This is a genomic window from Streptomyces sp. NPDC002156 (genome assembly GCF_053593675.1).
In genome coordinates this window covers 21,828-39,777 of the sequence record NZ_JBSFDA010000022.1, presented here as the reverse complement: position 1 = coordinate 39,777, position 17,950 = coordinate 21,828, and the positions used below count along the sequence as shown (strand labels likewise).

Here is a 17,950-nt window from a genome sequence, read left to right as displayed (position 1 = left end):
GGCACCGCGGGACCGAATCCGGCGGGCGGGCAGTACCGGGGTACTAGCTCGGCTCGTCCTCAGGGGTGTCCGTGTCGGGGGACTCCGCGCTGGTCGCCGTGGTCTGTACGGCGGCCGACTGCGCGGTCGTGGCGCGCTGCGCCGTCTCCAGCGCGTGCAGACGGCGCTTGATGTCCCGCAGTTCGGTGAGGAGGGTGTCGGGGCGGTTGATCCTGGTCATGTGGTGCTCCTGGTCGGTGTGACGGTCAGCTGGACCTGTTCCTCGCCCGCGTCGTTGCCCGGGGTGACCTCGATGCCCGTGATCCGTACGTCGAAGTGGACGCCCTCGGGGAAGAACACGTCCTTGATGACGACGGTGGCGTCGTCGCCGACCTGGTAGGACCCGAGGACGGGTTCGAGGTCGGCGCGCACGGTCAGTTCGGGCAGGACGACCGGCGCCGAGACGGCGGTGAGCGCCGAGCGGGCCTGGGAGAGCAACAGGGCCGGGTCGGTGAGATGGACGTAGGAGACCTCGGTCTCGGTCAGGGGGCGCCCGGTGGCGCGGTCCTCGGCGACGGCGACGAGCTGGCTCGTCTCACCCTGCTCGCCCAGCGCGAAGACCCGGCTCGCGGTGGAGGCCCCGTCCGCCGGCCAGGTGTACGCGGTCAGGTTGGCCCCGTACTCCCACACGTGCGGGGTGCCCTGCTGGCCGAGGCGGGGCGTGCCGACGCGCAGTCTGCGGACGGGGCGGCCGTCCGAGCCGTACGTCATGTCGAGGAGGAAGTCGGGGCCGCCCTCCAGACTGGCCAGCTCGCGCAGCGCCTCGCCGGTGCTCTTGAGGCCGCTGCCCGGATAGACGAGCGTGAGAGGGGTGCCCGAGGGGGTGCTGGTCTCCGGGCGGACCCGGATGTCGCCGCCGGGATGGGCCTGGGCGATGGCGACGAGTTCGCGGACGATGTCCGACTGGTCGCGGTCGACGAAGGCGACGCCGACGGAGCCCAGGTCGTTGGTGTCCGGGTCGAAGTCGGCGGGCAGGACCCGACGATGGTCGAAGTAGGAGAGGAAACCGGCCGCCCCGATCTCCAGGTGCCGGTCCGCGGACGTGTACTTGACCGTCCACACGACCCCGCCCCAGACGAGCACGCCGTCCCGTTCGACGTAGAGGGCGGCGCGCCCGGGCTCGGTGAGTTCACGGGGGTGATGGACCGTCACCCTCGGGTCGCCCAGGGGGAGTCGGCCGCGGAACTCGCCGGCCTCGTTCAGCTCGGTGCTGAATGTGACGTCGTACAGCGGGAGTTCGTCGGTGATGGTGCCGGTGGCGAGGTCGGCGGTGTAGTAGGTGTAGCGGGTCGGCCGACGGGTCACTAGCCCACCAGCCAACTGGTGTTGAGGTAGAGCAACTGGCCGGCCGGGAGCGCGGGGGTCGTCGAGGTCACCTGGGGATACACGAGCAGGTTGCCATCGGTGTTGAGCATGAGTTCGACGCCTGTCCTCGTGCCGCCCAGCACCGCGTAACAGTGATGCCGTACCGCCGGGCGGAAGCCTGCCGGGATGTTGATGACGGCAGTGCCGTTGACCGATATGGCGACGGCGGTGAGGAGAGCGCCGCGCAGATGGACGCTGGACCCGATCCGGCGCACGGCGGGGGTCTCGGCGTTGTACACGGACCAGTTGGCGAGGAGCGTGAGGTTGCTCCAGCCGGTGTCGTCGTTGACGGCACGCCAGCCTGCCGTGCTGTCGTACCACTCCAGGTGGTTGGTGTCCCAGCGGTGGATGTACATGCCGGTGTACGGGTACGTGGGCCGGCCGCCCGCGCCCCAGACCCGGAGGATGCCGCCCGCGGCCGCGGTCCAGGGGCGCAGGTCCTCGATGTTGGTGTTGGCGATGGACGTGGCGCTCTTCGGGACCTTGATCCGCGCGAGCGGGATGTAGTCGCCGGTCACCTCGGGGTCGATCGGGGAGACGGCCTCCTTCCCCGTGACGAGTTCGACGGTCATCGCGGTGGTGGCGTCGCCGTACTGCGCGTCGCGCTGCCGGGCGACGATCAGGTCCTGGCGGGGGTTGGCGGTGCTGGCGGGTTCCGTGCCGAGCACGTCGATGGTCTTCTGCTGGTCGAGCGTGACCAGATAGGCGCCGGTCGCGGTGGCCCTCGTACCCTGGATCACCGCCTGGAAGGGATTGACGGTGACCTTTCCGGAGACGGTGGTCGTGGCCTGTACCTTGCCGGGGTCGCCGGTGGCCGGCCTGATGCCGCTGCGGGCCTGGATCTGACCGGCGCCGGGCGCCGCGAGTACGCCGGTGGCGAGGCGGGCGTCCTCGGCGTCGACGAGGCGGTCGGAGACCCAGCCGGAGTCGCGTTCTGGTGTGGGTGTGGTCATACCGTTGCTTCTCCTGAGGTCTGGCGGGGCGGTTGTCAGGGGATGGGGAAGGCCAGCACCCGGAGCCCGGAGTAGACCGGGCTGGTGAAACTGGCGGCGGCGCTCAGAGTCCCCGTGCCGGAAACCCGCAGGAACTGCTGGGTGATCACCAGGGGCGTGGTACCGGCCGGCATGAGCCGGCTGGCGGTCGCGACCGTTGTCGCGATGCCGGTGGGGCCGCAGCTGAAGGCGCTGATGCCCATGTTCACGCTTTCACCGACCGCCCTGATGAGGTGGTCGAACCTGGACTCGACGGACTGCGCGCTGGCGGTCAGCTGGGCGGTGCACAGCAGCATCCTCGGATGGGCGGCGGGGGTGACCGTCACCTGGTTGAACACGTAGGCGGTCGCCTCGGTCGAGCCGGCCTTGGGCCAGCCGGCGTCCGACGGGCCGAAGAACTCGATCGCGCCGGTCACGGCGGGACGCCACGAACTGCCCCTGCGCACCATGTCGAGCTCGGTCTCCAGGTCGTACAGGCGCTGGCCTCCGTAGCCGTGGACGGGGAGGCTCTCGAACGGCTTGAGGGGCAGCACGCCGCCGGCGGCGACGGTGGAGACGCGCAGGTCCTGGATGTCCGCCTGGGTGATGGCACCGGCCCCCGCGCGGATCGTGATCGCGGCGAGCGGTATGTGGTCCCCGGTCACCACGGGCGGGACCGGGGTCACGGCGACCGCCCCGGGGACCACCCGTACGACCATGCCGTCACTCTCGTCGCCGTACTGACGGTCGCTCTGCTGGGCCACGACCAGGGCTGTACGCGGGTTGGAGGTGTCGGCCGGCGCGGCGCTCAGCACGTCGAGGGTCTTCTGCTGGGCGAGAGTGATCAGATACGGGCCCGCCGCGGTGGTGCGGGTGCCCTGGACGACGCCCTGGAAGGGGCTGACCGTGATGTTGCGCGACGGTGTGGCGGTCGCCAGGACGTTGCCGGGGCTGCCGGGGCCCGGCTTGAGGCCCGTACGGGACGCGATCGGGTTGGCCGGATCAGCGGACGCCGCGGCGAGTACGCCGGTGGCGAGGCGGGCGTCCTCGGCGTCGACGACGCTGCCGGACAGCCAGCCGGAGTCCCGTTCGAAGTCAGCCATGTGTGTGCGCTCCTTGTCTCGGCTTCAGGGCTTCCGTCAGAGCCATGCGTCGCGCCATTCGGCGGTCAGCCGGGCGAGCGGGTCGTAGTCGCGCGCGCGGAAGAGTACGGGTGTCGCGCCCGGCCGCAGCGGGAACCAGTCCGAGCCGGGCCGCAGGGAGGAGCGGCGGGAGGCCGTGCCCTGGAGCAGGACCGAGCGCGCGTCGGTGTCGATGATCAGCGACTCGCCTTCCTGGAGCGTGAGTTCGAAGGCGAGTTCCTCGCCGGTGGCCGTGTTGGTGATCACCGGCTGGACACACGGCCCGCCGATCCGCCAGACGGGCCAGGTGGGGGCGGTGCCCTTGTTCTCCGGCAACAGTCGGCCGCCGGAGGAGCCGGTGCCGAAGTCCAGTGGGAAGGAGAGCGGGAAGGAGACCCCGCCGCTGGATGAGGGCAGCGGACAGGTGTTCGCGTTCAGCCCGTACGAGTAGCGGAGCGGGTCCGGCGCGGTCATGGTCAGGGAGAACTCGAAGGCGCCGGCTTTGCGGTCGGCGATCTTCGTCTCGGCGGTGAGGCGGACCAGGGCCCGGCGGGTGCGGTGCGGTTCCGTGACAACGAGCGGCAACAGCGCACTGCCATCGGCGAGTACGGCGGCCAGCTGGTCCTTGGCGGCTTCCCGCACGGCCCGGTCGGGGGCGATGGCGGTGCCCTCCAGGGTGATCACACGGGGGCCCCGGTAGGAGGGGGCGTCGAACGCGCCGTGCCGCTCGGGCCGGTCGGTCAGGGTGAGCCGGACGGGCGGGGTGGAGGCCCAGCCCTGCTCGCTGGTGACCCACCACTCGACGCCGGAGTCGTCGACGGTGTTCCCGGCCCAGCCGTCGACCGCGAACACCGGCTGCTGGAGCTGCCGGCCGCTCATCGCTTCGCCGCCCAGGCCAGTTCGCGGGCGGTGATCCGGCCGATCTCGTACTCCGACTGCCCCGGGCGGGGGTGCACGTTGACGGTGACGGGCGCGGCCGCGGTGGCCGCGCCGGTACGGGGCGTCGACCGGGCGACTGTTCCGGCGAGGCTGTACCCCGGGCCGATCACGCTCCGCGCGGTGGCGGTGGCGAGCCGTCCGGCGGCGCCGGACACGCGGTTGCCGGTGCCCTCGATACCGAGGGCGAGGCCTTCGCCGACGTCGCGGCCGAAGCCCATCATCAGTTTGGAGGGGGAGGAGATGCCGAGGGCGCTGCGGATGGGGCCGGGGATCTTGTCGACGATGGAGCTCTTGACGGCGGAGAGAACGGCCGAGGCCTTGCTGCGGATTCCGTTGATGAGGCCCTGGACTATGTCGCCGCCCATGCTCTTGAGTTTTCCGGCCAGGCCGGAGAGCGTGCTGACGATTTTTCCGGGCAGCTCCCGTACGAAGCCGATGATTCCGCTGATGCGGTTGGAGACGGCGTTCTTGGCCTGGGTGAAGGCGTCCCGCACGATCTCGTACACGCGTCGGACGCCCTGGATGTAGGAGACGACCATGTTGATGCCGAAGCGGACGATCGCCACGACGGCGTCGAACACGGTTTTCCAGAAGGTCCACATGACGGTGAAATAGGTTTTGACAACCTTCCAGATCAAGGTGACGGCCTTACTGATCACCTCGCTGATCTGCGGCCAGTAGCGCTGGACGATGGGCCTGATGAAATTCATCGCCGTACTGACGGCGTCGCTGATTGCTTTGAAGGCCTTTTGGACGACAGCTTGAACTGTCTTGGACTGCATGGCCATGTCGACGAGCTTGGTGATGAGCGGCATGACGAGCGCGAGAATCGCACCCAAGACGTTTGCCTTCATGGCGGTGTTGAGCCCGCGCTGGGCGGTTGTCGCCGTCCGCACGCCCTGGCTGAACCGGTTGAAGAACCCGCCGCCCGCCGCGGCGTTCCGTCCTGCCTGCTGGGCGCTGCGCGCGGCCTGGTCGGTCGCGGTCCTCATCTGGTTGAGGCCGCCACTCGCCTGAGTGGCCGCGGTCCTCAGCCGACCGGTGGCCGTACCCGCCTGCGTCGCCGCGCTTCTGAGCCGGTCGACCGAACCGGTGGTGCCGGTCACCGCGGTACGCATACGGCTGACGGCACCGCCGGTGTCGCCGGCCGCGGATCTCATCCGGTTCAGCGCCCGGGTGACCGATACGAGAGACGTCTGCATGGTGGGTTGGCTCCGTCGGTGTCGCCGTTGTGGTCGGTGTCGTGCGAGTCGCTATTGCCGCAGGGCCCGTTCGAGGGCGGTGACGCGGTCGATCAGGATGTCGATGTCCCCGACCGCTCGCCGAGCACTGCCCTTCAGCGCCTCGACGTCCTGGAGGCCTTTCCTGACTTCTGCGTTCAACTTCTTCAACTTGGTTTTCCCGGCCTCGCTGCGATCGTCCGCGTTATGGGCGACCTGACTGACCTGGCCGACCCTCGTCTGGAGGGCGGAGATCCGGGCGTGCAGCTTCTGATCGTCGGCGAGCAGGCGGTCGCGGATGCTTTCGACCTTGGTCCGGAGCTGGGGTACCTCGGTGCGCAGCTGCTTGTCGCCTTCACTCAGGGTCTGGCGGAGAGCGGCTGCGGTGGACCTGAGGTCCTGCTTCACCTTGTCGACCAGGTCTTTGGTGCTCACAGCCTCGGCGGTGAGCACTCTGAGTCGTCTGTCCTGCTCATCGTCCAGCAGAGTCTGGGCGACCCTCGCCGGATCGATGACAGCGTATTCGTGCTTGACCAGGCTGTACTCGGCCTGCGCCCCGAAGACGGTGAGGGCGGCGGCGTTGCCTTCGGCCTTCAATCCGGAGACTTCCGCCTTCGCACCGGTGAGCGGCACATTCTCGGCGAGCCATTTGCCGTCCACTGCTTTCCTGACGATGCCCTGGAAAGCAGTGGACGTCGCAAAGGACTGGAACCACGGAGGAATGGTTCCGGTCGACTCCGAGGGGGGCATTGCTCGCTTCCCTTCATGCGGGTGAACTCAGAAAGGCGACGATCTCGGCCGCGCTCGCGGAGTGTGTCCCGGCCACGGTTTCCGCTGCCTCCGTTGCCGAGTGGGACGGCCGCGAGCCGTCGCCCGGGCGCGGCACCGGATCCGGATAAGGTGCCGGCTCCGTGTCCTCGTCGCGGTTGACCGTGGCGAACATCCAGTTGGCGACCGCCAAGTGGTCGACCACCGCTGCCAGTAGGTGGTCCGTGACCGTCCAGTCCGCCTGTTCGCCGTGGACCGCTCGGGCGAAGGACGAGTCCGCGGGGAGGTGTTCGGTCAGGACGCGCAGGCGGCGGGAGGACAGGCGGCCCCGGTGCCAGTCGAGGAGGTCGACGCCGTAGTGGCGGAGCAGGTCCGCCTCCAGGGCCTCGGCGTGCTCGTCGACCAGCGCGCCGAGGCTCAGCCTTCCCCCAGCGTCATCCCCGTCTCGTTGCCGTACGCCTCCAGGATCGCGGAGACGTCCTGGACGCTGATGTCGTACTTGCTGAACCGCTCGAACTGCTCGGCGCCCATCAGCAGCGCGAGCAGCCCGTCGATGTCGTTGTCCTCCAGCGTGGCGATCTGCTTGGCGATGCTGCGCGGGAACTCGGTGGGCAGCCGGAACACATCCGTGTCCACCTCGAACTCCCAGTCCTTCCCGAGCGTTTCGAGGCGCTGGGCCCGGGCGGCGTTGACGTTGAAACGGGGCATGGTGGTGTTCGGGCTCCTCGTGCGGTGGTACGGGCGGGCGGGGAGAGTCAGCGGCTCAGGCCGCGCTGAAGTTGGGGTCCTTCATCAGGAACGTCGCGAGCGGGGCGTCGTCGACCGTGGCGAGCGCGGTGAAGGTGACGCCGAGCTTGACGGGGGCCGTGCGGACGAGGGACATCTCCTCCGTCTCGGTCACCTGACCCCGGGCGACGATCATGCGGTACTTGACCTCGTCCCCGTCCGTGAACTCCAGGCCCAGCATCCGCTCGTCGAACTTCGGCTCGGCCTGCAGCTCGTACTTGTAGAGGCCCGAGCCGGTCGCCGTCTCCTTCACCTGCCCGCCCCCGAAGAAGAACGGAAGCGTGGACTCGTTCAGCTGGAGGAGCTGGAACTTGAAGCTGAGGTCGCGGTCGGAGTAGACGAACCGGGCCGCGCTGACGCTCTGCCAGGTGTCCACGGGGTCGAGCTTGTCCTTCTTGGAGATCTTGACTCCGTCGGTGGTGGTGTATCCGAGGTCGCTCCAGCCGCTGCCCCATGCCGCGCTGGTGTCGGCGGGCGGCGCGGTGGCAAGCGGGGCGATGAGGACACGGCCACTGCCCGCGACCCGGATCTCGTTGGCGTTCGTTCCGGCCATCACTGCTCCTTGGTGGGAGATGAACATGACGTGCGAGAGACGTGCTCGAAGTGAGGTGTGGTGCGGAATTGCGCTTACGGCACGGTGGTTCAGGCCGGCCGGACGACCAGCCGGGTGGTCGAGACGTAACGGCTGGCGGTGGCGTGCCGGTAGTCGGGCAGCCAGCGCGGGCCGTCCGCCTCGATGACGTCGACAACGGTGGCCGCGCCGTACACCTCGCCCCGGAGCTGGAGCATCAGGGCGCGGGCGACGAGGGAGACCGTGTGGGCCGTGGGCTTGTCCGGCCCGTACACCTCGAGGTCGACCAGCGGATTGTCGAGCCGGGGATCCTCCGCCCAGGCTCCGCCGACCCGGGAGACGAGTACGGCGCGCTGTGTGCCGTCGAATCCGGAGGGCGGCTGGACGTCGACGACGACGCCCGCCAGTTCGGTGCGGTCCTTGAGGAGATCGACGACCAGGCGTTCCACATCGGGGAAGTTGATGTACGGCTCGCTCATCGCCCTGGCTCCGGCTCGGGTTCTGATTCCGGCTCCGACTCTGATTCCGGCTCGGGTTCCGGCTCGACGTCCGCCGTGTCCTCGTCCTCGTCCTCCACGGGCCGCGCGATGACGCCGAGGATTCCCCGCGCGGTCTGGTCGTCGACGTCCACGATGTCGCCGGGCTCGTGCCCGCTCCACCAGTAGGTCAGCAGGATTCTCGGCACAGCGCTTCCCCCCGATAGTTCGGCTGTACGGCGGTACGGCTGCGGGGATGGGCGTGGTGAGGGATGTGCAAGAGCCCCCCGGCTCCCTGCCCTTGTCTCCCGCGACAGCTAATGGAACGTCAACTTCCGCTGCATTCTCGGCTGTTGGCGTCTCCAGGGCCCCAAAGGTAACGGGGGCCACAAGAACGGCGTGAGCCAAGTAACGTTTCGAACCGATAACGATGCGTCAGGCGTGGCGGGAGTCGAATCCAGATGCACCGGGGGCGCGAAAGGTATCCGTGACCGTCCTGTGTGTACGTTTCGAGTCGCCGCCGATGAGCGAGGTTGCCCTGCCTCAACTCCTTGCGATGCTCGGAGAGTTCACACCCGTCGTGGAGTCGTTGCCGCCGGCCGAGGTGCTGGTGGACCCGTGCGGAGGCGAGAGGAATCCCGGTTGGGGCGCTCGGGCGCAGGGCGCGGCGGAGGTGGGCGCGGAGATCCGCGCACGAGCCCTCGCCTGCTACGGGGTCGACTGCGCCGTCGGAGTCGCCCCCGGCCCGACACTGGCCCGGCTGGCCCTGAACGAAGCCGCTCCAGGGGTGATCTGTGTTCTGCCCCAACAGCCCGACGCCATCGCGGAGTTGCTCGCCGCCCACCCCGTCACCGCACTTCCCGGAACCACCGACGCCACCGCCCGCGTCCTCGACCGCCACGGCCTCGACACCCTCGGCCGGATCGCCGCGGCACCGCCCTCCGTCCTGTGCCGCCTCCTCGGTACGGAGACCGGTCGCGACCTGCACGACAAGGCGTCCGGCATCGACCGCGGCCGAGTAGTGCCGAACACCCTCCTCACCCAGCGCCTGACCGCCGAACGCGCCCTGTCCGCAACGGAATGCCGGCGCACCGCCCTGCGCTCGGCGGCCGAGGAACTCGGCGCCCGACTTCGCGCCCTGGAGAAGGAGTGCCGCACGCTCACCCTCACCGTGCGCTACGCCGATCACCCCGCGGAGACCCGCAGTCGCACGCTCAGGCAGCCGACCGCCCACTCCCCGGCCCTCACCCGCGCCGCCCACGGGATGTACGAGGCGCTCACCCCGCAGCCCGCCCGGGTTCATGGACTCGCCCTGCATGCCGAGGAGTTGACGTCGGTCGAACTCCGGGCGAGTGGATCGGGGGCCCAGTATCACAGCAGCCGACCACCGCTGAAAGTTTTTACTGACGCGTAACTTCCACGTTCTACTACTCGCCCGTAACTTGACGAGTGAACAGCATCCTCGTGATCCGGATCACAGGGCGTAGAGCCGTCGTAACTCCCTTGAGCCGCAAGGAGATCACTCGATGCTGCCCTGGAAACGCGTCCTCAGACCCCTCGTCAGACCTCTCGCCGCACTGCTGCTGGCCGCCGCGGCCACCGTCGTGCCCGCCGCCACCGCACAAGCCGAAACGCAGACCGAAGCCGCGTCCAGCAGCGGCTGGAACGACTACTCCTGCAAGCCGTCCGCCGCTCATCCCCGCCCCGTCGTCCTCGTCCACGGCACCTTCGCCAACGGCATCGACAACTGGCTCACCCTCGCGCCGTATCTGACGAACCGTGGCTACTGCGTCTTCTCGCTCGACTACGGCCAACTGCCAGGCGTACCCCTCTTCTACGGCCTCGGCCCCATCGACGAGTCGGCGGCGCAGCTCGACGCCTTCGTCGACAAGGTGCTCGCCGCGACCGGCGCCGCCGAGGCCGACCTCGTCGGTCACTCGCAGGGCGGCATGATGCCCCGCTACTACCTCAGGTTCCTCGGCGGCGCCGCCGAGGTGAACGCCTTCGTCGGCATCGCGCCCAGCAACCACGGCACGACTCTGAACGGTCTCACCAACCTGCTGACGTACTTCCCCGGGGCCGCGGACCTGCTCACCACGGCCACCCCCGCCCTCGCCGACCAGGTCGTCGGGTCCGCGTTCCTCACCAAGCTCAACGCGGGCGGCGACACCGTCCCCGGCGTCCGCTACACGGTCATCGCCACCCAGTACGACGAGGTGGTCACGCCGTACCGCAGCCAGTTCCTGAGCGGATCCGACGTACACAACGTCCTGATCCAGGACCTGTGCCCGCTGGACCTCTCCGAGCACGCCGCCGTCGGGCTGCTCGACCGGATCGCGTTCCACGAGGTGACGAACGCCCTCGATCCGGCGCACGCCACCGCCACCACCTGTCTGTCGGCGATCGGCTGACCCCGGTCGGGGAGCGTCCGCCGGGGCCTGGCCGGCCTGAGCCGCCAGTCAGGCCCCGGCGAACTCAGTGGCCGTGTCGTCCGCCGCCACCCACCGCGCGTCGGCGGACCGAGAGCAGCAGGGCCGCGACGCCCAGCGCCAAGGCGCCCGCGCCGCCCACCGCGAAATACGGGGTGCCGCCGTCGCCACCGGTCTCGGCGAGGTTCGCCACGGCACCCGCCGCCTGCGGCTGCGCGATCGCTTCGGTCGCCTTGGTCGCTTCGGTCGCCTCAGGGCTCGGCTCCGCCGAGTGGCCCGCGTGTTCGACCGTCGACTCGTCGGCACCGGCCTCGATCTGCTCCTCGGAGGGCGCGGAGGCACTGCTCGACGGACTCTCGCCGCCGCCCGCCTCCTCGGTACCTTCCTCAGCACCCTCATCCGCACCGAACGTCACGTCGGAGCACGAGTAGAAGGCCTCCGGGCTGTCCGAGCGCTGCCAGATCGCGTACAGGAGCTGCTTGCCGGAACGTTGCGGCAGGGTGCCGGAGAACGTGTAGAAGCCGTCCGCCGCGACCGGGTCCGTGGCCGTCGCGACCGGGTGTTCGAAGTCCAGGTCGGCCCAGGACAGGGGCCGGGCCGGGTCGTAGCCCGGCTTGGTGAGGTACACCACGAAGGTGCCTTTGTGCGGGGCGGTCACGCGGTACCTGAAGGTGTACGAGCCGCTGCTGACGCCGGTCGCCGGCCAGTCTGCGCGGGGCAGGTCGAGGCCCCTGAACTCGTCGTTGCCCCCGCTGCACAGCTCGCCGTCCGGGATCAGCGCCTGGTGCCGCCCGCCCGCGTCACCGATGCGGATGCCGTTCCAGTCGTAGAGCGCCTGCGTACCGCCCGCCGCGACCGCCGCCCGGCACGCGGCCGACGACGGGTTCTCGGGGCCCTCCGCGTAGCACTGGGCGACCCTGCTGACCGGGTCGCCCATCGAGCCGTGCGCGGACGCGGGCGCCGCGGGCAGGGCCAGCGGGGCGATGCCGAGGGTGGTGACGGCGGTGATCGCGGCGGCCGTACGGCGGCGTGCGCGCATGCGGGATCTCCTCGGAACGGTTCTCGGGGGGCGATCAGAAAGCTAGCCCCAAGAAACCGCGGAATCGCCTGCTGGAGGCGGGTGAGGGAGATCCTTATGGTCGGCTTAAGGGAGGGTTCGGACTGCGCTCAGGTAGGTAGCGTGTGTCCATGACAGACGCAGACGCGGGCGGGTCCGTCCGGCAGGCCGTCGCCGCCGACGTACCCGCCGTGAAGACGGTGACCGACGCCGCCTACCACCACTACATCGAGCGCATCGGCGTCGTGCCGCAGCCCATGGAGGCGGACCACGCGGCGAACGCGGCCGCCGGGCTGGTGTTCGTCACGGGGAGACCTGTGCACGGCGTCATCGTCGTCGAGGCGCACGAGGACCATCTGTACGTCGACAGCATCGCCGTCCACCCCGACGCACAGGGCACGGGCGTGGGCGGGCGGCTGCTGCGGTTCGTGGACGCACGCGCGAGTGCCCTCGGTCTGCCCGAGGTCAGGCTCTACACGAACGCCATGATGTGGGAGAACCAGAAGCTGTATCCGAAGTACGGCTACGAGGTCGTCGAACGTCGCGTCGACGGTCCCTACGACCGCATCCACTACCGCAAGAGGCTCGTCTGACGTTCTCGGACACCGGGCGGCGCTCAGCCGTCCGGCCACCACGTGCGTGCGATGTCCTTTCGGACCTCGGGACGCTCGGTGACGCGTTCGTCGACCTCTTCCCGCACTCGGCGGGCGTCCGACTTCTTCAGGGGCTTCTGCACGGTTACGCGGCGCATGGCTGCCTCCTTCGGTCCACCGGGTTCCGCGTTTTCACGGAGATAGACCGTTCCCGGGAGGGTGACTCATCGGCGCCGGTCTGTCAGTGGCGGCGGTCACGATTCGATTGTCAGTGGTGGGTGTCACTCTTGGCCGCATGACGAACACCGACTGGGATGCGGAAGCGGCGACTTTCGACGACGAACCCGACCACGGCCTGCGCGATCCGGCCGTGCGCGAGGCCTGGGCGGCCCGGCTGCGGTCCTGGCTGCCCGACCGCCCCGCCGACGTCCTCGACCTCGGCTGCGGCACCGGCAGCCTGTCGCTCCTCGCGTCCGAACAGGGACACCGCGTCACCGGCGTGGACGCGTCCCGGGCCATGGTCGAGCAGGCCAGGGGCAAGCTGGCCGGCCGGGCCGCGGTGTTCCTCGTCGGCGACGCGGCGGCGCCCCCGGTGGGGGAGGAGCGCTTCGACGTCGTGCTCGTACGACACGTCCTGTGGATGCTGCCCGACCCCGCGCGCATGCTGCGCCACTGGCAGGGGCTTCTCAGGGCCGGCGGCCGGCTGGTGCTGGTCGAGGGGGTGTGGGGGACGGTCAGCCCGGCCGGCATACCCGCCGACACCCTTGCCGGGCTGCTCGCGCCCCTCGCCGCCGACGTGCGCGTGGAGCGGCTGTCCGGCGACGCGCGGCTGTGGGGGCGCGAGGTGGAGGACGAGCGGTACGCGGTACTGGCTCGGTTGTAGAGCCTCTTAGGCGAGCAGCTTCTCGAAGCCGCCCTCGCGTGCCAGCGACTCCAGTTCGTCCAGGGCCGCCACGGCGGCGGACGCGGCCTGCGGGTCCGACTCCGCCAGACCGCTCTCCTCGAACTCGTCCTCGTCCAGCCGTCGTACGTCCGTGCCGTCGGCGGAGCGCCACAGGTCCAGGTCGAGATCCTCGACGACCAGGTCGGTGCCGGTGAGCGTGGCCGGGCGGGCGATGTCGCAGTACCAGCCCTTCAGTGCGCCCGACGCGTCACGCACCTCCTTCACCGAGTACCAGCGGTCCCGCCAGTAGTACTCCGTGAACATGTCGCCCGGTTCGAAGCGGACGAAGCCGAAGTCGCGGACTCCGGTCCCGGCCCATGGGGCGCGTACCGCGAGCCGGGTGCCGTCATCGTGGAGCAGCTCGGCCGGGTAACTGATCTTCGTACGGCCGCCCTTGACGAGTACGACGTTCACCGTGGCTGTGGGCTCAGGTGAGTTCGCGGACATACCGCACCTCCGTTGCGCAGATCTCGTAGCCGAACCACTTGTTGATGGCGATCATCGGGCCGTTTCCGGCGTCGTTCCCCGTCAGGGCCTCCGTGTACCCGGCGGCGCGGGCGCGGTGCAGGGAGTCGTTCTTGGCGAGCTTCGCCAGGCCCCGGCCGCGGAAGTCGCGGGCGGTGCCGGTCATCACGGTGCCGTAGCGGGTGCCGCCGTCGGTGCGGGCCGCGCTGAAGGCGGCGGGGCGGCCGTCGACGAGGGCGATCGTGGTCAGTTCGTGGCTGAGCAGGGGGTGGTGCCAGGTTTCGCGGAGCCAGGCCTCGTAGTCCGTGAACTCGTAGTCGACATCGCTCGGTTCGTCCGACGTCGTCTCCGCGTCCAGGTCGAACAAGGGGCGTGGGTCGGCGGCGAAGTCGGAGGCCGGGCGGAGTTCGACGCCGGGCGGGGGGTTCTGGAGCGGGGGGAGCGTGCCGTTCGCCAGATCCAGGCGGAGGAAGTGCGCGCTGCGGCTGGAGCGGTAGCCGTGGTGCTCGGCGAAGGCGCGGTTGCCGGGGGCGTCCAGGACCCAGGCGAAGGACTTCGTCACCCCGGCGGCGGCGAGGTGCCGCTCGGCGGTGCGGACGAGGAGCGAACCGGCGCCGCGTCCCGTGCGCTCCGGGTGCACGTACACGTTGACGAAGCCCTGGCCGGGCTCCGGGCTGTCGTGGACGACCGCGGTCTGGGCGGTCCCGATGACCTCGCCGTCCTGCTCGGCGACGAGTGCCTGGAAGTGGGCGTCGGGGTGGGCGTGCGTGATGTCGTACGCGAGGGATTTCGGTGTGATCAGGAAGAAGGGGAGGGAGATGCGCCGGACGCGGGCGAAGCCCTCGACGCCGGTGGTGTCCTCGGGGTGGAGTGCGCGGACGGTCACTGTCATGAGCTGGGACGTTACGCGGGGGAGATGCGCGGATGCCTCTTATTTTCCGGCCGGTACGGGAGAATCGTGGGGTGACCTTGAAGATCCGCATCGATGACAGTGCGCCGCCTTACGAGCAGGTGCGGGCGCAGATTTCTGAGCAGGCCCGGGCGGGGGTGCTGCCGGTGGGGTACCGGTTGCCCACCGTGCGGGGGCTCGCGGAGTCGCTCGGGCTGGCCGCGAATACGGTCGCCAAGGCGTATCGGGCGTTGGAGTCGGACGGGGTGATCGAGACGCGGGGGCGTAACGGAACGGTGGTCGCTGCCGCGGGCTCGGCGGCGGATCGTGAAGCGGCGTCTGCTGCGCAGGCGTACGCGGAGCGGGTGCAGAGGCTTGGGCTGGGCCAGGGGGCGGCACTCGATGCCGTACGGGATGCCCTGCGGGCGGCCTACGAGGGGTAAGGAGGGGTAGTTGCTTCGGCTGCGGGGCGGTGGGGGCTTGTCGCGCAGTTCCCCGCGCCCCTGAAAGCAGGCACGATTCCCGCACCCCACGACAACTTGCGCCCCACCGCACGAGGCACCCGACTTACAAGTACAGGCCCGCGTCTGCTCCCTCTCTCTGGTCTGGGACTGTTGTCGGGGAGGTGCCTCTGCGTAGGGCGTACAGCTCGGCCAGGGTCGCTCCCTCGCGGCCGATTCCCTCCTCCGTGCCCAGCCAGGTCGTTGCCTCGCGGCGGGTCAGGGGGCCTACCTCGATGCGGGCCAGACAGCGGCCGGGGCGGACCACCGCCGGGTGGAGGCGTTCCAGGTCCTCGTTGGTCGTTACGCCCACCAGGACGTTGCGGCCCTGGCCGAGGAGGCCGTCCGTCAGGTTCAGGAGGCGGGAGAGGGCCTGGCCCGCCGTGTGTTTGGCCTCGCCCCTGATCAGTTCGTCGCAGTCCTCCAGGAGGAGCAGGCGCCAGCGGCCCTTCCCGGTGCTGTCCTCCTCGCCGATCGCGATGTCCATGAGGTAGCCGACGTCGGAGAAGAGGCGCTCGGGGTCCAGTACGCAGTCCACCTGGCACCAGTCCCGCCAGGAACGGGCCAGCGTGCGCAGCGCGGACGTCTTGCCGGTGCCCGGCGGGCCGTGGAGCAGGAGCAGGCGGCCCGCGATGTCCTCCGGGGTCGTCTTCATCAGGCCGTCCATCGCGTCGGCCACGGGTGCCGTGTAGTTGGCGCGGACCTCGTCCCACGTACCCGCCGAGATCTGGCGGGTCGTACGGTGCGGCCCCCGGCGCGGGGAGACGTACCAGAAGCCCATCGTCACGTTCTCCGGCTGGGGTTCGGGCTCGTCCGCCGCGCCGTCCGTCGCCTGGTCGAGGACCTTCGCGGCCAGCTCGGGCGTCGTCGCCGTCACCGTGACGTCGGCGCCCCGGTTCCAGCGCGACACCAGGAGGGTCCAGCCGTCGCCCTCCGCCAGAGTGGCGCTGCGGTCGTCGTCGCGGGCGGCGCGCAGGACCTTGGCGCCCGCCGGGAGAAGGGTCGCCCCGGACCGTACGCGGTCGATGTTCGCCGCGTGCGAATACGGCTGCTCGCCCGTCGCGAAGCGGCCGAGGAACAGCGCGTCGACGACGTCGGACGGTGAGTCGCTGTCGTCGACGTTGAGCCGGATCGGCAGCGCGTCGTGTGGGTTCGCAGACATGCCGCCATGATCCGGCACCCGGGCGCCGTGTGCACCCCGTTTCCGCAGTGCGTCGCTGTCTGTCGGTGAGTGCGGTGGCTTCGGGCTGTGCGTCCGATACGTTCCTGGCCTGCCCGCGGGCTGAGCGCTGCGGAGGGCTGCCCTCCGGCAGTACCCCGCCGTTACTGTTGCCCTTGATGGGACGTCATGGGTGGAATTCGGGAGCTCGGCGGTGGCAGCTCACCGCCCTGCTCGGTGTGGGGGCCGTCGCGCTGGCCCTGGTCCTGACCCTGATCAACACACTGCCGTCGAACGGCGGCAGCACGGCGGGTACCTCCCGCGACGGTGACAAGGTGCACGGCACGCCCGCCGCTTCTCCGGCGGTTTCGGAGCCGGACGTCGGGTGGGGGTTCACGCACACCCAGTTCAGCGCCGACGAGGGCGCCGGGGCGGCCGTCGCCCGGGTCGAGGGGCTGCTCTCCAAGGACCCCGGGCTGCCGCAGAACCAGCACATCATGGGCTGGGGCGCCGGCAACCCCGAGCCGGTCGAGGGGCGTTACGACTTCGCGGAGATGGACCGCCGTATCGACTTCGTGCGGGCCTCCGGGGGCACTCCCGTGGTCACCCTGTGCTGTGCCCCGGACTGGATGAAGGGCGGCAAGTCCGGCTCGGACAACACCAATTGGAGCCAGGCAGCCCTGGAGACGGCTCCGACTCGCGCCCACTACAAGGACTTCGCCGCGCTCGCCGCGACCGTCGCCAAGCGCTATCCCGACGTACGCCACTTCATCGTGTGGAACGAGTTCAAGGGCTTCTGGAACAACACCGAGGCCCGCTGGGACTACGAGGGCTACACCGAGCTGTACAACCTCGTCTACAAGGCGCTGAAGAAGGTCGACAAGGACATCATGGTGGGCGGGCCGTATCTCGTCATGGACAGCCTCGACCCCCGGCAGAAACCGGATGCCTCCACGACCTTCAAGGGCCCCTGGGGCGCCATGGACCAGCGGGTCCTCGACGCCTTCGACTACTGGAACAAGCACAAGGTGGGCGCCGACTTCGTCGTCGTGGACGGCTCCAGCTATACGAAGGACGACGAGCTGCTGCCGAACGAGTTCGCGGCGACCGACAAGTTCACGGCCGTGGGGAAGTGGGTGCGGGCGCGGACGCGCGGGCTGCCGTTGTGGTGGGCGGAGTACTACGTCGAGCCCGCCGACGGCAACGACGACCGCACGGGCTGGTCCGAGACCCGCCGCGAGGCCGTCCAGGCGGCCGGTCTGATCGCCATGGCCAAGGGCGGTGCCTCATCCGGCTTCTACTGGAACCCGGAGGAGGAGAAGGGGGCCGGCTGCGCCGGGTGTCTGTGGACCCCTACCTCAAGTGGCAGTGGGGGAACGGCACTTCCGATGTTCGACCTCGTCTCGCGGTTCGGGGCGGCCTTTCCGCCAGGTACGGAGTACGAGACCGTCCGCGTCGCCTCCGACGACGTGCCCAACGTGCGCGTCCTCGCCGACGACAAGGCCGTCCTCGTCGTCAACGTCCTGGATCGGCCGATCGACGCGCAGGTGGACGGGAAGCGGTTCACGATGGGCGCGTACGAGGTGAAGTGGCTCAGCCGGTAGTTCGTCGGCCTCGGGCCGGTGGGGGCTGGTCGCGCAGTTCCCCGCGCCCCTATCG

22 protein-coding genes are annotated in these 17,950 nt (G+C 69.9%); 6 read left to right on the top strand and 16 right to left on the bottom strand.

Annotation, left to right across the window (positions count from 1 at the left end; translation table 11 throughout):
* Positions 1-43: 43 nt before the first annotated feature.
* The 11 genes from ACWCRB_RS12570 to ACWCRB_RS12520 form a co-directional block, all read right to left on the bottom strand.
* Positions 44-220: a hypothetical protein gene (locus ACWCRB_RS12570; protein WP_450996033.1), complete on the bottom strand. Its 177-nt coding sequence runs from the start codon at positions 218-220 to the stop codon at positions 44-46.
* Positions 217-1,344 (bottom strand): hypothetical protein, encoded by a 1,128-nt coding sequence (locus ACWCRB_RS12565; protein WP_450996032.1) that lies wholly within the window; start codon positions 1,342-1,344, stop codon positions 217-219. The genes ACWCRB_RS12570 and ACWCRB_RS12565 overlap by 4 nt, the downstream gene beginning before the upstream one ends.
* Positions 1,344-2,357, bottom strand: coding sequence for a hypothetical protein (locus ACWCRB_RS12560; protein ID WP_450996031.1), 1,014 nt, complete (start codon positions 2,355-2,357; stop codon positions 1,344-1,346). The genes ACWCRB_RS12565 and ACWCRB_RS12560 overlap by 1 nt, the downstream gene beginning before the upstream one ends.
* Before the next feature lie 35 nt (positions 2,358-2,392).
* On the bottom strand, positions 2,393-3,478 hold the full coding sequence (locus tag ACWCRB_RS12555) for a hypothetical protein (RefSeq protein ID WP_450996030.1): 1,086 nt from the start codon (positions 3,476-3,478) through the stop codon (positions 2,393-2,395).
* A gap of 36 nt (positions 3,479-3,514) precedes the next feature.
* Positions 3,515-4,375 (bottom strand): phage distal tail protein, encoded by an 861-nt coding sequence (locus ACWCRB_RS12550; RefSeq protein ID WP_450996029.1) that lies wholly within the window; start codon positions 4,373-4,375, stop codon positions 3,515-3,517.
* Positions 4,372-5,637, bottom strand: a complete 1,266-nt coding sequence (locus ACWCRB_RS12545; RefSeq protein ID WP_450996028.1) for a phage tail protein — start codon at positions 5,635-5,637, stop codon at positions 4,372-4,374. Before ACWCRB_RS12545 ends, ACWCRB_RS12550 begins: the two co-directional genes overlap by 4 nt.
* A 51-nt stretch (positions 5,638-5,688) precedes the next feature.
* On the bottom strand, positions 5,689-6,405 hold the full coding sequence (locus ACWCRB_RS12540; RefSeq protein ID WP_450996027.1) for a hypothetical protein: 717 nt from the start codon (positions 6,403-6,405) through the stop codon (positions 5,689-5,691).
* 435 nt (positions 6,406-6,840) lie between these two features.
* Positions 6,841-7,131, bottom strand: coding sequence for a hypothetical protein (locus ACWCRB_RS12535; RefSeq protein ID WP_450996026.1), 291 nt, complete (start codon positions 7,129-7,131; stop codon positions 6,841-6,843).
* A 55-nt stretch (positions 7,132-7,186) separates the two neighbouring features.
* Positions 7,187-7,762: a phage tail tube protein gene (locus tag ACWCRB_RS12530; RefSeq protein ID WP_450996025.1), complete on the bottom strand. Its 576-nt coding sequence runs from the start codon at positions 7,760-7,762 to the stop codon at positions 7,187-7,189.
* Between the two features lie 89 nt (positions 7,763-7,851).
* The gene (locus ACWCRB_RS12525; protein WP_450996024.1) at positions 7,852-8,259 is read right to left on the bottom strand and encodes a hypothetical protein; all 408 of its coding nucleotides are present in this window, start codon (positions 8,257-8,259) and stop codon (positions 7,852-7,854) included.
* Positions 8,256-8,465 carry a hypothetical protein gene (locus ACWCRB_RS12520; protein WP_450996023.1) on the bottom strand — a complete coding sequence of 70 codons (210 nt, stop codon included), beginning with the start codon at positions 8,463-8,465 and terminating at the stop codon, positions 8,256-8,258. The genes ACWCRB_RS12525 and ACWCRB_RS12520 overlap by 4 nt, the downstream gene beginning before the upstream one ends.
* A 278-nt stretch (positions 8,466-8,743) precedes the next feature.
* Between ACWCRB_RS12520 and ACWCRB_RS12515 the strand changes: the two genes are divergently transcribed.
* Positions 8,744-9,670, top strand: a complete 927-nt coding sequence (locus tag ACWCRB_RS12515; RefSeq protein ID WP_450996022.1) for a DNA polymerase Y family protein — start codon at positions 8,744-8,746, stop codon at positions 9,668-9,670.
* A gap of 112 nt (positions 9,671-9,782) precedes the next feature.
* Positions 9,783-10,667 (top strand): esterase/lipase family protein, encoded by an 885-nt coding sequence (locus tag ACWCRB_RS12510; protein WP_450996021.1) that lies wholly within the window; start codon positions 9,783-9,785, stop codon positions 10,665-10,667.
* A 64-nt stretch (positions 10,668-10,731) separates the two neighbouring features.
* On the opposite strand, the gene ACWCRB_RS12505 is transcribed toward ACWCRB_RS12510, so the two are convergent.
* Positions 10,732-11,724, bottom strand: coding sequence for a lytic polysaccharide monooxygenase auxiliary activity family 9 protein (locus ACWCRB_RS12505; RefSeq protein ID WP_450996020.1), 993 nt, complete (start codon positions 11,722-11,724; stop codon positions 10,732-10,734).
* A gap of 149 nt (positions 11,725-11,873) precedes the next feature.
* Between ACWCRB_RS12505 and ACWCRB_RS12500 the strand changes: the two genes are divergently transcribed.
* Positions 11,874-12,335: a GNAT family N-acetyltransferase gene (locus tag ACWCRB_RS12500; RefSeq protein ID WP_450996019.1), complete on the top strand. Its 462-nt coding sequence runs from the start codon at positions 11,874-11,876 to the stop codon at positions 12,333-12,335.
* 23 nt (positions 12,336-12,358) lie between these two features.
* Here the strand turns inward: ACWCRB_RS12500 and ACWCRB_RS12495 are convergent, their stop codons facing one another.
* Entirely contained in the window at positions 12,359-12,493 is a 135-nt protein-coding gene (locus ACWCRB_RS12495) for a hypothetical protein (RefSeq protein WP_105972665.1), read from the bottom strand.
* Between the two features lie 137 nt (positions 12,494-12,630).
* Here ACWCRB_RS12495 and ACWCRB_RS12490 point away from each other — a divergent pair, with 137 nt between their 5' ends.
* Positions 12,631-13,218 carry a class I SAM-dependent methyltransferase gene (locus ACWCRB_RS12490; RefSeq protein ID WP_450996018.1) on the top strand — a complete coding sequence of 196 codons (588 nt, stop codon included), beginning with the start codon at positions 12,631-12,633 and terminating at the stop codon, positions 13,216-13,218.
* A gap of 6 nt (positions 13,219-13,224) precedes the next feature.
* Here ACWCRB_RS12490 and ACWCRB_RS12485 read toward each other — a convergent pair whose 3' ends face one another.
* Together ACWCRB_RS12485 and ACWCRB_RS12480 are read right to left on the bottom strand one after the other, a co-directional pair.
* The gene (locus ACWCRB_RS12485) at positions 13,225-13,725 is read right to left on the bottom strand and encodes a DUF402 domain-containing protein (RefSeq protein ID WP_450996017.1); all 501 of its coding nucleotides are present in this window, start codon (positions 13,723-13,725) and stop codon (positions 13,225-13,227) included.
* Positions 13,706-14,635, bottom strand: coding sequence for an N-acetyltransferase family protein (locus ACWCRB_RS12480; protein WP_450996016.1), 930 nt, complete (start codon positions 14,633-14,635; stop codon positions 13,706-13,708). The genes ACWCRB_RS12485 and ACWCRB_RS12480 overlap by 20 nt, the downstream gene beginning before the upstream one ends.
* Before the next feature lie 71 nt (positions 14,636-14,706).
* Here ACWCRB_RS12480 and ACWCRB_RS12475 point away from each other — a divergent pair, with 71 nt between their 5' ends.
* Positions 14,707-15,075, top strand: coding sequence for a GntR family transcriptional regulator (locus ACWCRB_RS12475; protein ID WP_369032877.1), 369 nt, complete (start codon positions 14,707-14,709; stop codon positions 15,073-15,075).
* A 124-nt stretch (positions 15,076-15,199) separates the two neighbouring features.
* Here ACWCRB_RS12475 and ACWCRB_RS12470 read toward each other — a convergent pair whose 3' ends face one another.
* Positions 15,200-16,294, bottom strand: a complete 1,095-nt coding sequence (locus tag ACWCRB_RS12470) for a DUF5925 domain-containing protein (RefSeq protein ID WP_450996015.1) — start codon at positions 16,292-16,294, stop codon at positions 15,200-15,202.
* A 176-nt stretch (positions 16,295-16,470) separates the two neighbouring features.
* Between ACWCRB_RS12470 and ACWCRB_RS12465 the strand changes: the two genes are divergently transcribed.
* A complete protein-coding gene (locus ACWCRB_RS12465; protein ID WP_450996014.1) occupies positions 16,471-17,895 on the top strand; it encodes a GH39 family glycosyl hydrolase in 1,425 nt (474 codons plus the stop codon).
* Positions 17,896-17,950: the final 55 nt, after the last annotated feature.

What these genes read in the sequence shown, in the direction of transcription:
- ACWCRB_RS12570 (WP_450996033.1), bottom strand. Translation starts at nt 220, where the DNA reads ATGACCAGGATCAACCGCCCCGACACCCTCCTCACCGAACTGCGGGAC.
- ACWCRB_RS12560 (WP_450996031.1), bottom strand. Translation starts at nt 2,357, where the DNA reads ATGACCACACCCACACCAGAACGCGACTCCGGCTGGGTCTCCGACCGC.
- ACWCRB_RS12555 (WP_450996030.1), bottom strand. Translation starts at nt 3,478, where the DNA reads ATGGCTGACTTCGAACGGGACTCCGGCTGGCTGTCCGGCAGCGTCGTC.
- ACWCRB_RS12550 (WP_450996029.1), bottom strand. Translation starts at nt 4,375, where the DNA reads ATGAGCGGCCGGCAGCTCCAGCAGCCGGTGTTCGCGGTCGACGGCTGG.
- ACWCRB_RS12545 (WP_450996028.1), bottom strand. Translation starts at nt 5,637, where the DNA reads ATGCAGACGTCTCTCGTATCGGTCACCCGGGCGCTGAACCGGATGAGA.
- ACWCRB_RS12540 (WP_450996027.1), bottom strand. Translation starts at nt 6,405, where the DNA reads ATGCCCCCCTCGGAGTCGACCGGAACCATTCCTCCGTGGTTCCAGTCC.
- ACWCRB_RS12535 (WP_450996026.1), bottom strand. Translation starts at nt 7,131, where the DNA reads ATGCCCCGTTTCAACGTCAACGCCGCCCGGGCCCAGCGCCTCGAAACG.
- ACWCRB_RS12530 (WP_450996025.1), bottom strand. Translation starts at nt 7,762, where the DNA reads ATGGCCGGAACGAACGCCAACGAGATCCGGGTCGCGGGCAGTGGCCGT.
- ACWCRB_RS12525 (WP_450996024.1), bottom strand. Translation starts at nt 8,259, where the DNA reads ATGAGCGAGCCGTACATCAACTTCCCCGATGTGGAACGCCTGGTCGTC.
- ACWCRB_RS12510 (WP_450996021.1), top strand. Translation starts at nt 9,783, where the DNA reads ATGCTGCCCTGGAAACGCGTCCTCAGACCCCTCGTCAGACCTCTCGCC.
- ACWCRB_RS12505 (WP_450996020.1), bottom strand. Translation starts at nt 11,724, where the DNA reads ATGCGCGCACGCCGCCGTACGGCCGCCGCGATCACCGCCGTCACCACC.
- ACWCRB_RS12500 (WP_450996019.1), top strand. Translation starts at nt 11,874, where the DNA reads ATGACAGACGCAGACGCGGGCGGGTCCGTCCGGCAGGCCGTCGCCGCC.
- ACWCRB_RS12495 (WP_105972665.1), bottom strand. Translation starts at nt 12,493, where the DNA reads ATGCGCCGCGTAACCGTGCAGAAGCCCCTGAAGAAGTCGGACGCCCGC.
- ACWCRB_RS12490 (WP_450996018.1), top strand. Translation starts at nt 12,631, where the DNA reads ATGACGAACACCGACTGGGATGCGGAAGCGGCGACTTTCGACGACGAA.
- ACWCRB_RS12485 (WP_450996017.1), bottom strand. Translation starts at nt 13,725, where the DNA reads ATGTCCGCGAACTCACCTGAGCCCACAGCCACGGTGAACGTCGTACTC.
- ACWCRB_RS12480 (WP_450996016.1), bottom strand. Translation starts at nt 14,635, where the DNA reads ATGACAGTGACCGTCCGCGCACTCCACCCCGAGGACACCACCGGCGTC.
- ACWCRB_RS12470 (WP_450996015.1), bottom strand. Translation starts at nt 16,294, where the DNA reads ATGTCTGCGAACCCACACGACGCGCTGCCGATCCGGCTCAACGTCGAC.
- ACWCRB_RS12465 (WP_450996014.1), top strand. Translation starts at nt 16,471, where the DNA reads ATGGGACGTCATGGGTGGAATTCGGGAGCTCGGCGGTGGCAGCTCACC.